This is a genomic window from Sphingobacterium sp. UBA7038, assembly GCF_002494055.1.
Taxonomy (GTDB): Bacteria; Bacteroidota; Bacteroidia; order Sphingobacteriales; family Sphingobacteriaceae; genus Sphingobacterium; species Sphingobacterium multivorum.
The window spans coordinates 289,359-303,550 of record NZ_DLAV01000011.1; the positions used below are offsets into that span (position 1 = coordinate 289,359).

The 14,192-nt window shown below is 41.7% G+C and carries 9 protein-coding genes; 1 reads left to right on the forward strand and 8 read right to left on the reverse strand.

Annotated features, from left to right (window positions below):
• The first annotated feature begins 217 nt into the window (after positions 1 to 217).
• The gene (gene lon / locus B3H30_RS05705; RefSeq protein WP_286833596.1) at positions 218 to 2,695 is read left to right on the forward strand and encodes an endopeptidase La; all 2,478 of its coding nucleotides are present in this window, start codon (positions 218 to 220) and stop codon (positions 2,693 to 2,695) included.
• 76 nt (positions 2,696 to 2,771) lie between these two features.
• Here lon and B3H30_RS24850 read toward each other — a convergent pair whose 3' ends face one another.
• The 8 genes from B3H30_RS24850 to xylA all read right to left on the reverse strand — a co-directional run bounded on the left by B3H30_RS24850 (position 2,772) and on the right by xylA (position 14,192).
• Entirely contained in the window at positions 2,772 to 2,882 is a 111-nt protein-coding gene (locus B3H30_RS24850) for an IS3 family transposase (RefSeq protein ID WP_083295844.1), read from the reverse strand.
• 98 nt (positions 2,883 to 2,980) lie between these two features.
• Entirely contained in the window at positions 2,981 to 4,243 is a 1,263-nt protein-coding gene (gene dctA / locus B3H30_RS05710; protein WP_070563681.1) for a C4-dicarboxylate transporter DctA, read from the reverse strand.
• Positions 4,244 to 4,375: 132 nt separating this feature from the next.
• Positions 4,376 to 6,286, reverse strand: a complete 1,911-nt coding sequence (locus B3H30_RS05715) for a class II glutamine amidotransferase (protein ID WP_070563684.1) — start codon at positions 6,284 to 6,286, stop codon at positions 4,376 to 4,378.
• A gap of 120 nt (positions 6,287 to 6,406) precedes the next feature.
• The gene (locus tag B3H30_RS05720; protein ID WP_159333239.1) at positions 6,407 to 8,284 is read right to left on the reverse strand and encodes an Nramp family divalent metal transporter; all 1,878 of its coding nucleotides are present in this window, start codon (positions 8,282 to 8,284) and stop codon (positions 6,407 to 6,409) included.
• Positions 8,285 to 8,368: 84 nt separating this feature from the next.
• Positions 8,369 to 8,971 (reverse strand): 2'-5' RNA ligase family protein, encoded by a 603-nt coding sequence (locus B3H30_RS05725; protein ID WP_286833602.1) that lies wholly within the window; start codon positions 8,969 to 8,971, stop codon positions 8,369 to 8,371.
• An 87-nt stretch (positions 8,972 to 9,058) separates the two neighbouring features.
• Complete coding sequence (locus B3H30_RS05730; protein ID WP_286833605.1) at positions 9,059 to 11,014, reverse strand: gamma-glutamyltransferase family protein; 1,956 nt, start codon at positions 11,012 to 11,014, stop codon at positions 9,059 to 9,061.
• A 121-nt stretch (positions 11,015 to 11,135) separates the two neighbouring features.
• On the reverse strand, positions 11,136 to 12,812 hold the full coding sequence (locus B3H30_RS05735) for a sodium/sugar symporter (RefSeq protein WP_153845168.1): 1,677 nt from the start codon (positions 12,810 to 12,812) through the stop codon (positions 11,136 to 11,138).
• Between the two features lie 51 nt (positions 12,813 to 12,863).
• A complete protein-coding gene (gene xylA / locus B3H30_RS05740) occupies positions 12,864 to 14,192 on the reverse strand; it encodes a xylose isomerase (RefSeq protein ID WP_286775100.1) in 1,329 nt (442 codons plus the stop codon).

Sequence of the window (14,192 nt, forward strand, 5' to 3'; positions counted from 1 at the left end):
CAATATTACAATTATTATGCCTATTTCTCCAACAAATGGCAGATAAATTTTATTTAACCTGCCTTTTTTTCCTATTCTAGAAAATAGATTTGTAATTTTGCTCACTTTTAGCAATTGGCACTTCCCTTGCAATATAGGGGAAACAATAATAGAAGCTTAAAATTTGAAAGTCAGCCGTCAACATGTCAGCGACTGCCAAATACACAAAATAAATACTATGAGCAAATTCGAAACTTTTGATTTCAGTGAAGCAATTCCAATCGTTGCAGAGGATACCGAATTCTTCCCTTTACTTACACAAGAGGATGAAGATAATATGGCGAATGCTGAAATTCCAGAAGCATTGTCTATTTTGCCTTTACGTAATACCGTATTATTTCCCGGTGTTGTCATTCCGATTACCGTAGGTCGAGATAAATCCATCAAATTAGTCAAAGAAGCTTATAAAGGCAGCAAAACTATTGGTGTTGTTTCTCAGAAGGATATGACTGTAGAGGACCCAGGATTTGAAGAACTAAATAAAGTGGGCACTGTAGCTCATATCATTAAAGTACTCCAAATGCCTGATGGTAATACCACCGTCATTATCCAGGGAAAACAACGGTTCAACTTGTTGGAAATTGTCGAAACCGAACCTTATTTAAAGGCGCGTGTGGAGAAATTCAACGAAGCGAAACCGAAGATGACCAAGCACTTTAAAGCGACAATTTCTACTTTAAAAGAAATGGCGCTGCAGATCATCCAACTTTCGCCAAACTTACCTAGTGAAGCTGGTATAGCCATCAAAAATATTGAAAGTCCCTCGTTTCTGATCAACTTCATTTCGTCGAATATCAATGTCGAAATGATCAGAAAACAGGAACTGCTTCAGATACCCAAAGTGGAGAACCGTGCCAAACTTTTATTGGAACTGCTGACGACAGAAATCCAGATGTTGGAACTAAAGCACCAGATTCAGAATAAAGTACGTGTCGACCTTGACAAACAACAACGTGACTATTTCCTGAACCAACAGCTCAAAACAATTCAGGAAGAGCTGGGTGGCAATACGCCCGATCTTGAGCTGGAAGAGCTTAAAAAACGGGGTAAGAAAAAGAAATGGAGTGTTGATGTCGAAAAACATTTCACAAAGGAACTCGAAAAGCTATCGCGGATCAATCCTGCTGCTGCAGATTATTCGGTACAGCTCAATTACCTTGAGCTTTTGCTAGATCTACCTTGGAATGAAACAACAAAAGACAATTTTGATCTAAACAAAGCACAAAAAGTGCTCGACAAAGATCATTACGGACTCGAGAAAGTAAAAAAACGTATCATTGAATACCTTGCGGTATTGAAATTAAAAAATGATATGAAAGCACCTATTCTTTGTTTGGTAGGCCCTCCGGGAGTGGGTAAAACCTCCTTGGGAAGATCCATTGCCAAAGCTTTAGGACGCAAATATACCCGTATGGCTTTGGGTGGTGTACGCGATGAAGCAGAAATCAGAGGACACCGCAAAACCTATATCGGCGCAATGCCGGGCCGTATCATTCAGTCCTTGAAAAAAGCAGGGGCAGCAAATCCGGTTTTTATTCTGGACGAAATCGATAAAATGAGCGCAGATTTCAAAGGAGATCCTTCGTCGGCCTTATTGGAGGTATTGGATCCAGAACAAAACACACATTTCTATGACCATTATGTGGAAATGGAGTTTGACCTTTCCAAAGTGATGTTTATCGCGACAGCCAATTCTTTGAGTTCTATTCAACCTGCGCTATTGGATCGGATGGAAATTATCGAAGTGAATGGCTATACCATCGAGGAAAAAATCGAAATCGCGAAAAAACACCTTTTGCCAAAACAACGCGAAATGCATGGCATGGCATCCAAAGATGTCTCGTTAAAAGCGAAGATCATCGAACAGATTATTGAGGATTACACACGTGAATCTGGCGTCCGCGGATTAGAAAAAAAGATCGGCTCTGTCGTACGTGGTATTGCAACACGTATTGTCATGGAAAAGGATTACAGTCCAAGTATAAACGAACAAGATCTACTTGATATCCTAGGTGCCCCAATATTTGATAAGGACATCTACGAAAATAACAATGTCGCCGGTGTCGTAACAGGCTTGGCCTGGACTTCCGTAGGTGGTGATATCTTATTTATAGAATCTTCACTGAGCCCAGGAAAAGGACGTTTGAGCCTGACCGGTAATTTGGGTGATGTCATGAAAGAATCTGCGTCGATTGCACTAGCCTACCTGAAAGCCCACGCTTCGGATTTCGGCATTAACTATCGTGTTTTCGACCATTGGGATATCCATATTCACGTTCCAGCAGGTGCTATTCCAAAAGATGGCCCTTCAGCTGGTATAACCATGCTCACAGCACTGACATCGCTATTTACCCAACGTAAAGTGAAGGAAAAATTAGCCATGACAGGTGAAATTACATTACGTGGAAAAGTATTGCCTGTTGGCGGTATTAAGGAGAAAATCCTTGCCGCAAAACGTGCGAACATCAAAGATATTATCCTTTGTAAATCCAATGAAAAAGACATCTTGGAAATCAAGGAAGATTATATCAAAGACATGCAATTCCACTATGTGACTGAAATGTCGCAGGTGATCAAACTCGCGCTATTGGAAGAAAAAGTAACTGGTGCCATCGATCTGGCTCAAGATATAGAAAATACAAAAAAAGAGAATTAACAGATACCTGAAAGGTTTTGAATAGAAAGGGGCTATTCAAAATTTGGACTGCCCCCAAAAGATTGGACAAATTTAGTTAATTAGATTTGTAATAATGAGCTCGATATTCTGTCGGGCTCATTCCATTTAAATTTAGTTTTATCCGTTGATTATTGTAATAGGAGATATAATCTTCTATTTCGCTCACAGAACCTTATCAGCTATTCTTAAACGGTTTGAGCTGACTTTTCAAACAATTCTTTGTTGGAGCCAAGCTTCTTTTATCATAGCTTTTGATTGCAGAAATCATCGTTTAGAACCTAACTTTTCATGTAGGAGCTCCTCGTCCAAACTATCTTCATATTTTGAAATCACCAGCGTTGCCGCTGAATTTCCGATCAAATTGGTTATCGCCCTTGCTTCACTCATAAAACGATCTACACCAAAGATCAAAGCGACTGATTCCACCGGTACATGGCCAACAACAGGCAAGGTCGCAGCGAGGGTAACGAAACCACTTCCTGTTACACCTGCAGCACCTTTAGAGGTCAATAACAACACCAGCAATAAGGTAATTTCCTGCTCCAGGCTGAGATGCATATTGAGCGCCTGCGAAATAAAGACCGCTGCCATGGTCAGATAGATACTTGTCCCATCCAGATTGAAAGAATAGCCCGTGGGGATAACTAAACCCACAACAGGCTTGGCACAACCCGCATCTTCCATCTTCTGCATAATGCCCGGCAACGCCGACTCGGATGAGGAAGTCCCCAAAACGATTAAAATCTCTTCTTTGATATATTTTAAAAACTTAAAAACATTCACCTTGAGATAAAAATACAATACGGCCCCAATCACGATGATCACGAAGATAAAACAGGTCAGGTAGAAGCTCAACATCAGCATACCGAGTTTAGATAAGGCCTGGATTCCAAACTTACCGATCGTAAAACCCATTGCTCCCATTGCCCCGATTGGCGCCAGGTACATGATCATTTTGATAATGGAGAAGAGAACCTTCAGAAAAGATTGCAATACATTGAGCACAGGCTCACAAGCTTTCTGCCCTATTTTTGTCATACCGATCCCAAATAGCACTGCAAAAACGAGTACCTGCAACATGTTGTCCGACGCTACCGCAGCTATCACATTACCTGGAATGATCCCGATGATAAAATCCATAAAACTATGTGGCTCTTTGGATTCTGAAATATAATGAGATACCGAAGATACATCAAGACTAGCTGGATCGGCGTTCATGCCAGTACCCGGCTGTATCCAATTAACAAAGACCAAACCGATAATCAGGGCAATCGTTGTCATGATCTCGAAATAGATAATGGAGGTTAAACCGATTTTCCCCACTTTTTTTGTATCCTGCATGCCCGCTATCCCGATCACAATGGAGCTAAAAATCAATGGCGCAATAACCATCTTGATCAGTTTAATAAAAGCATCTCCTAATGGTTTTAGCTTAACAGCAAAATCGGGGTAATAGATACCACAGATGATCCCCATAAGTATACCCACGATGACTTGAAAATAGAGGCTCTTAAAAATATGCTTCATGATAGATTTATTTACGGACAGTAATTTCCCTTGCTTTAATCGGTTTTTTAATTTAGGATATTGAAATTAATTGGTACGAATATAAAAAAAAAGGGATGCATAAATGCATCCCTTCCTATTATAATTTTGAACTTAGCTGCTGAAATATGCTCTTACATTCTTTCCTTCAATCCAGTTCATATAAGCTTTATTGACAACCTTGTTTCCACCAGGTGTTGGGTAATCACCGGAGAAATACCAATCACCCTTATGATCTGGACAAGCTTTGTGTAAATTATCCAAAGTCTGATAAACTACTTCAAGCTCTGCTTTCAGGTGGTGAGGTCTTACGATTCGGGCGATTTCTTCCGAGATCTCTTCATCAGTAAAAGGTGCGTAGATCGCTTTGACATAATTATCGATATCATTAACATCCTGAGTCATTGATAACACACATTTTTGATAAACTTCATCGATAATATGTGCCATACCACGTTGTTTTAGGAGATTAATTGCGGCTTCGAAAGCGACAAACTCACCCATACGTGACATATCGATACCATAACAATCTGGGTAACGGATCTGAGGCGCAGATGAAACAATCACGATTTTTTTCGGATTCAAACGATCCAGGATCGTTAAAATACTTTGTTTCAATGTTGTTCCCCTAACAATCGAGTCATCAATGGCAACGATCGTATCTTCGTGATCCTTTACAATACCGTAAGTTGTATCGTATACGTGCTGTACCATGTCTGTACGGTCCGCATCTTGCGTAATGAACGTACGTAGTTTAGCGTCCTTCACGTTAAGTTTTTCAAAACGAGGTTTAATACTCAAGATCTCATCCAATTCTTCATCAGAAATTTTTTCTGAGCGATTCAATAAAGTATCTTTTTGAAAATCCCGAACATAGGTATTGATACCATCCATTAAGCCATAGTAAGATACTTCAGCTGTATTTGGAATAAACGAGAATACGGTATTTTTGATATTATTTTTAACAGATTCCAATACCTGAGGTACCAGTAATCTACCCAATTCTTTACGTTCTTGATAGATATCAGCATCTGATCCACGTGAGAAGTAAATACGCTCGAAAGAACAAGAACGTTGTTCTACGGGTTGTCTAAACATCTCTTGGGATACTGTACCATCTTTTTTGGCGATCAGGGCATGGCCTGGTTTAATTTCCTTCACAGCACCAATTGGAATATTGAATGCAGTTTGGATAACCGGTCTTTCCGATGCTACAACCAGGATCTCCTCATCCTGATAATAAAACGCCGGACGGATACCCGCTGGATCGCGCATAACAAAAGCATCACCATGACCAAAGATACCTGCGATGGTGTAACCGCCATCCCAAGTTTTGGCCGAACGCTTCAATATTTTGGTAACATCAATATTTTTAGCAATCAGCGAGCTGATCTCAATATTAGAATGACCTTCTTTTTTGAATTGATCGAAAAGATCTTGGTTCTCATCATCTAAGAAATGGCCAATTTTTTCCAAAACGGTTACGGTGTCCGCTTTTTCCTTTGGATGTTGTCCCAACTCATATAACTGTTGCAACAATTCGTCCACATTGGTCATGTTGAAGTTACCCGCTACCACCAAATTACGAGACATCCAATTGTTTTGTCTTAAAAATGGGTGACAGCTTTCGATGCTGTTCTTTCCATGCGTTCCATAGCGCAAATGTCCTAAAAGTACTTCTCCCGTAAAACTTACGTTATCTTTTAACCATTGCGTATCTTTTGACTCCTCCGGAAATGCTTTCTGAACAGAAGCAAATTTTTTCTGTACATATTCGAATATGTCTGCCACAGCAGTTGAGCCCATTGCTCTGTAACGCGAAATGTAACGATTTCCAGGTTTAACATCAAATTTAATGGTTGCAATTCCAGCCCCGTCTTGTCCACGGTTATGCTGTTTTTCCATTAATAGGTACAATTTGTTGATGCCATAAAATGGCGTACCATATTTTTCCTGATAATAAGATAAGGGTTTTAACAGGCGAATTAGTGCGATTCCGCACTCGTGTTTAATAGCGTCGCTCATATCTTGATTTGATGTCGCAAAAATAAGAATTATTTAGCACTTAGCGATCGCTCCGCTCACTTTTTCAGCAATAAAATTACAGTGAATAGACAGAGGCTCTTTCGAATAGCTCCTTAAGGCCTATTGGGCGATAAAAACAGGGACTTTCACCGCATGTCGCAGCTTGTTAACGGTCTCACCAAAAACAAAATCCTTCACACCACTGTGCCCATGGCTTCCAACAACCAGCAGATCGGCACCGTATTTTTCACATACTTCTGCAATACTCTTGATCCGGTTATTGTATCCCAGTTCATATTCAGTTTGATGTCCTTGCGAAAATAGAAAATCAGCATACAATTTCAGCCGTTCCAAATCCTGACGCGATTCGTAATCATCCGTCGACTCCCCGGTATATTTCACCGATGCACTCTCAACAATATGTACAACGACAAAGGTCGTGTCGTCATGCGACAACTGTAAAGCATATTGAATTACTTTCTGATCTGAATTTGAGAAATCCAACGCGATCACAACTTTCTTAAAAGAGCCCTTATGTTCAAAATGCAATGCCTCGAATGGTGGGTGAACTTCCAGCTCCGTTGGTTTCGATTTGAGTAAAATGGGGTATAATACAGTCATGATAAGCAAGACGAATAAGCCCATCGCCCCCATCAGCAATAATACCGTTACCACAATATTATCGGCTTCACCAATCCAGCCGACCACTTCGTCGTAGACCAATTTAAAATTCAAAACAGCGATAATGGCCGCTATCAGCCAGGCCGCAATTTTTGTTAGCGGTTTAATGGCAAAAGAACCCATCTTGACTTTATCGCTCACAAAATGGATCAGCGGGATGACGGCAAAAGCGAGCTGCATACTCAAGATCACCTGACTAAAGATCAGCAGCTGTCCAACGCGACCTTCACCCGAAATAAGTATCACCAATACAGCCGGGATAATCGCCAAAAGCCGGGTTATAATCCTTCGCAAAGTCGGACTAATCCGCAATCGAAGGTATCCCTCCATCACAATCTGACCGGCTAGGGTTCCCGTCACCGTTGAGCTCTGTCCGGCAAGAATCAAGGCAACAGCAAACAATTTTGAGGCCCATTCCGTTCCAAGAAGATTGCCCAATAGGTGATAAGCATCTTCAAGTTCGGCAACGTCATGCATACCGTTTTTATGAAAAACAGAGGCTGCAAGAATCAATATCGCGGCATTTACCAAAAAGGCCAGGTTCAAAGCAATGGCGCTATCCCAAAAGTTATACTTGAGCGATTTTCGGATCGAAACCTCATTCCGGTCAATCTTCCGTGTCTGCACAAGAGCCGAGTGCAAATATAGATTATGTGGCATGACGGTTGCACCTATAATGCCTATGGCAATATATAGTGCGGCACTATTCGGGATACTGGGTATAAACCCAGTGGCCACCTCGGCAAAATCCGGTTTCGCCAAAAACATTTCTACCATGAAACACATGCCGATAAGCGCAATCAGGCCAATGATAAAAAGTTCCATTTTCCGCATCCCCAGCTTCTGAAGATAGAGCAATAAGAAGGTATCTGCAAAACTGATCATTACCCCCCAGAGCAGATCAATGCCGAAAAGGAGGTTAAGACCGATTGCCATACCCAAAACCTCCGCCAGGTCACAGGCTGCTATTGCAATTTCAGCAAGTACATAGAGCACAAAATTCATCCGTTTAGGATAGGTTTCCCTGTTACACTGCGCAAGGTCTTTACCGCGTACAATACCTAGACGGGCACATAGATTCTGTAGAACTAGCGCCATGATATTACTCATCAACAGCACCCAAATCAGGGTATACCCAAATTGGCTTCCTCCAGCAAGATCGGTAGCCCAGTTACCTGGATCCATATACCCAACACTAATGAGATAAGCCGGACCAAAGAAACTAAGTATCTTCTTAAATTTGGATTTCCCTTGATTGACATCTACACTTTCATGGATATCAGATAGGGATTTATGATGAGATTCGTCGTAATGCATAAAATACTGTAAGTGCAATATCGTCTATTGTCAGCCTTAAAGATAAAAAGCTTTATATTATTAGGCAATTAAACCGCGATATTATTAGAATTTAAATGCCAGCTGGCCAGAATTTTCCTTCGATTGGTTGCCAAACTGTATAAAATCAATGATCTCATACTGACCTAAATCAGGTTTAAACTGCCGCACATGAACGCCCTTGCACATAAAGCTCAGGTCGACAGACCGCAATTGTTCTTTTGCAATTTCAAGCTGTTCTGGCTCCAGACGTCGTCCAATCGAAATATGGGGTTCGTCGCTAATCTCGATCAAATCAAACTCCGATAAAGTTTGAACAACCTTCCGCGCCCGGTCCTTGAGATAACTGCGGGCATGTACTGTCGGTGCAATATAGAAAGCACCACCGGCAAATGACGAAAAATGATCGAAATAAACATACTGACTACGCTCATAGACCATAGTCTCCTGCAAAGCCTCAATAGCCATTTTCAGTTTACTCCCATCTGCTTCAAAAGCACATATCGTTACATGGGCTTTGGAATTGCAACTGGGATACCAGCCTTTGTTTTTGTCGGGAAACAGTTCGGCTATCGATGCACGTAACCGCCGCTTCAAGCCATCTACCAAGACAATACCAGCTTCATCAGGCTGAAAAACAAACGAATATTTATTGACACTACCCTCCATAACAAAAATCAGTTTCCGATCAGTAGGTAAGATAACAAATAGCGCGGAGATAACAAAACCAAAACCGAGCAGCAAGCTAATGAAAAACTACCACCCGATGCCATAGTCCTCCCCGTTGTTGCTACTACCGCCCCAAAGCGTATGGTGCTGCTGGTCGAAATAAATAGCATTTATAGGGCCACTGGTACGATCACCGAGCTGTATGCTATACCCCATTTTCTTTAATTGTTCAATAATTGCTGGTGCTGTATTTTTATCCAATAAAAGGCTACCTGAGCGCGGCTTTCGATCGTCGGTCTTCGTTCCCCCCAGCGATAGCCAAAGCTGGTTACTGTTGATATTGGCCGCCTCGCTGGCTTGTTGTGGCGTCATACCAAACTCGACCATATTCAAGAAAAACTGCAATAGGTTTTGATCCTGTGTATCTCCGCCCTGCACGGCAAAAGAAAGGTAAGGTTTTCCGTTTTTCAAAGCCATCGAAGGCGTAAGCGTTACACGCGGTCTTTTGCCCGGCTCGACCACATTGAACGGGTTAATCAACGAATCTAAGACAAAACTCTGTAAGCGCTGACTCATGCCCACCCCGGTATTCCCGGCAATACAGGCAGGGAGCCAACCACCACTCGGTGTGATCGAAACAACCCAACCTTCTTCATCCGCAGCTTCAACGCTTGTTGTTCCCCGCAATAAACGGTCGACATAAGCACTATCCACGGTTAAAGATGCCAAAAGAGCTGTTTTTGGCAATTCCGTTAGCGACGAACTTGAGCGTGCGTCATGTTTAGGAACAAAATCATTTTTCAGCTCCGTATGTGGCGTAAACTCCTTCTTACGCTGCTCCAGTAACGAAAGATACGGATTCTGCTTACCTTCGTAGGGATAAGGGTCTCCGGGAAGTACATTTGGGTTATTTTGCTTAAGATCAATGGTTGCGGCCCTCGCCTTGGCATAGGACTCATGTAAAAGACCTTGAATAGGTGTCTTAGGTTTACCGTAAGGATCACCGTAATAAAAATCCCGATCGGCAAAGGCCAAGTTCATAACTTGATAGAGTGTATGGATATAGGGAGCCGAATTATAACCCATTGCCTTTAGATCGAAGTTTTTCAACAACTGCAAACTCTGCAGCATGGCCGGTCCCTGTGTCCATTCTTGTAATTTATACACGTCAACCCCCTTATAATTGACATGCAATGGCTCCTCCTCAATAGGTTTCCAATTGGCTAGGTCTGCTTTCGTGATTAAGCCTCCTTGCTCCTTACTGCCACGGACAAATTCATCTGCAATATCGCCGGTGTAAAACCGATCATAAGCAGCCATGATTGCAGCCTTCCGATCTTTACCCGCTGCAAGAGCCTTCTTTTCCGCTTCTATCAATTTGGACAGGGTATTATGCAGATCCTGCTGCACGAAAACCTCTCCCGCCTCAGGAGCTTCCCAGGATTTACCTTCATGTACTAAAAATACCTTTTTACTGTAGGGCCATTCCTTAATGCGCTCTTTATCCCGCTCAATACTCGTTGCAGTTTGCGCGTCAATCGGGTACCCTGCAGCCATTTCAAGAGCAGGAGCTAATACTTCTGCTAAACTTTTCGTTCCATAATGAGCCAACATATAGCACAATCCGCCGGGTGTACCCGGTGTGACAGCAGCAAGAGGACCATATTCTGGTGGAAATTCGTAGCCCTTTGATCTAAAAAAATCGACTGTCGCTCCACTGGGTGCTACCCCCAAGGCATTTATCGCAATGACCTTCTTTAGTTTCGGATGATAAATTAAGGCCTGCGTCTCTCCACCCCAACTCAGTACATCCCACATCGTACAGGTTGCTGCGAGCATTGCACAAGCAGCGTCCACCGCATTTCCCCCTTGTTGAAATAGCTGGGCACCCGCTGTTGCCGCCAAGGGTTTGCCCGTAATAGCCATCCAATGTTTTCCATGTAAAGGTGGTTTCTGTGTACGCTGGGCGGAACTCAGCATCGGCGTACAGGTAGTGAGCAATCCAAACAGCGTCATCAGTAGCAAGGGGGATCTTCTTTTCATAGCAGCAATCTTTCGTTAAGCAATGGTTTTAGTAAAACCAAGATAGGTATTTTTAAAACAAACAAAAAACTCCCATCAACCGAGATTGATAGGAGTTTTTAAAATCTTATTTGCTATTGGATTACCAATAAATAGAATATAATGCTGTAACCAATAGCGCTACGATCAATGCAATGACCAAAAACGCCCGGTGTGGTTTAAACATCGTGGTATCAACTTCCAATCCAGCTGGCACGACACCACGCTTATTGTCGATGATACTAATGAGAATCATACCGATAATACAAATCACGAAGACGAATCCCATTCTATCCAAAAATGGAATTTCGTAGACTCCTGTTGTTGGATTTGGAACAGAGAAACCTGTCGATGACAAGAATGACAGATCGACCCAATCCGGCAATTTTTTGAAGATGATGGAGAAAATAAAACCTCCAATTGTTGCAAACAAAGCCGCATTTGAAGTTGCTTTCTTCCAGAAGAATCCTAAAATGAACATCGCAAAAATACCTGGAGATACAAAACCCGTATATTCTTGAATATATTGGAATCCACCTTTTTTATCGATACCCAAATGTGGAGCAATCAGCACACCCAAGATCATGGCAACCACAACAGTTAGCTTGCCGATATTGACCAATTTCTTATCCGATGCTTCTGTATTGAATACCTTTTTATAAATATCCAAGGAGAAGATTGTCGCGATACTGTTTGCTTTACCTGCCAAAGAAGCGACCACTGCAGCTGTTAATGCCGCAAAAGACAAGCCTTTTAAACCTGCTGGCAATAAATTCAACAAAACTGGATAAGCGTGGTCAGGGTTTACCTCACCATGTTGCATCATTTCATTTTGGAACAAGCCATCTTTCCACATGACATAGGCTGCAATACCCGGCAACACAACAATGATAGGCATTAATAACTTCAGAAATGCGGCAAACAAGATACCGTTTCTCGCGGTTTTCAAATCTGCTCCAAGCGCGCGTTGCGTGATGTATTGATTACATCCCCAGTAATTCAAATTAACTATCCACATACCGCCAATCAATACGGTTAGCCCCGGTAAATCGAGATAGTTCTCATTCTTACGATCCAGAATCATATGAAAGTGGTCGGAAGCTTTTTCGGTCATCAAGTGATAGCCTTCCAATACTCCTGATCCACCATAGTGCTCTGAAACGAGGTTCAAGGCTAGGTAAGTGGTCGCCAAACCACCCAATACCAAAAAGAAAACCTGAATAATATCCGTATAACCGATTACTTTCATTCCCCCCAATGTAATGATCACAGCAAAAATCGCAATTGCATACATACAGGCATCCAGACTGATACCGGAAATACTACTTACCGCAATGGCTCCCAAATAGAGGATGGATGTCAAATTAACGACAACATACAACAATAACCAGAAAACGGCCATGATCATCGCAACAGTCCCATTATATCGTTTATGGAGAAACTGTGGCATCGTAAAGATCTTGTTCTTTAAGTATACCGGGATAAAAAATACCGCAACGACAATCAGTGTAATGGCAGCCATCCACTCGTAAGTCGCAATAGCCAATCCCATCTTAAATCCGGAACCGCTCATACCGATAAATTGCTCGGCCGAAATATTGGACGCAATAAGTGAAGCTCCGATAGCCCACCAAGTCAATGACCCCTCAGCCAAAAAATAGTCTTTGGAGCCTACAGATTCAGATTTCTTGCGATAATACACCCATAATCCATAACCTGCTACAATAACAAAGTATATCAGGAAAACGATGTAATCTTTTGTGCTTAAATAATTATTCATGTATTGGTAATTGGTTTAATTTGATCGCCTAATATAGAAATATTTTTAGAACTATATATATCTATTGACCAAATTTTCTAAATACTCCTGCTTACCGCTAATCGTTTTTGGTTCTCCTAATTCCACAGCTAAATCCCTTAAGTTCTCCAGGGTCAGTGTTCGTTCTTCAAATGATGCACCATGACCTGTATCAAAAGAAGCATAACGATCGGCCCGTATTTTTTTGTAATCCGAGTCTTGCAGGATACGATCTGCCGTAACAAGCGCGCGTGCAAAAAGATCCATACCACCGATATGTGCATAAAACAAATCTTCAGGATCTGTCGAGTTGCGGCGTATTTTGGCATCAAAATTCACACCTCCACCTTGGAATCCACCACCTTCTAAAATAATCAACATGGCTTCGGTCAATTCATTAATATCATTCGGAAATTGATCCGTATCCCATCCATTTTGATAATCACCGCGGTTAGCATCAATGGAGCCCAATTTACCTGCATCTACAGCAACCTGTAGCTCATGCTGGAACGTATGTCCGGCCAATGTGGCATGGTTTACCTCTAAATTTAATTTAAAATCTTCCAAAAGATTATACTGACGCAGGAAGCCCAGCACAGTAGCCGCATCATAATCGTATTGATGTTTTGTAGGCTCACATGGTTTCGGCTCGATAAAGAAAGTTCCTTTGAAACCATTTTTGCGGGCATAATCCTTGGCCATGTGTAAAAACTGTGCAAGATGTTCCTGCTCACGCTTCATATTGGTATTTAAAAGGCTCATATACCCCTCTCTTCCACCCCAGAAAACATAATTTTCACCACCAAGAGCAATCGTTGCGTCCAAGGCTGCCTTGACCTGTGCTCCACCATGTGCAAGAACATGAAAATCAGGGTTAGTTGCAGCTCCATTCATGTAGCGTTTATGGCTAAAAAGGTTGGCTGTTCCCCAAAGCAATTTTATACCGCTTTCCTGTTGTTTTTCCTTCGCATAATCAACGATAGTTGACAGACGTTTTTCATTTTCAACCACATTATCCGAATAATCAACTAAGTCCACATCATGAAAGCAATAATAGGGGATATTTATTTTACTGATAAATTCGAATGCTGCATCCATTTTATCTTTTGCCCTCATGATTACGTCGTTGCTTTCATCCCATGGAAATTGATGTGTCGGTCCGCCAAATGGATCAGATCCGTTACCGTTGAAAGAATGCCAGTATGAACAGGCAAATTTAAAATACTCTTCCATGGTCTTGCCACCAACAATTTGTTTTGGATTATAATAACGGAAAGCCAATGGATTTGTGCTGTCTTTTCCTTCGAATTGAATTTGGCCAACGCCTTTGAAAAATTCCTTTTTCCCTTTGATAATATTCAT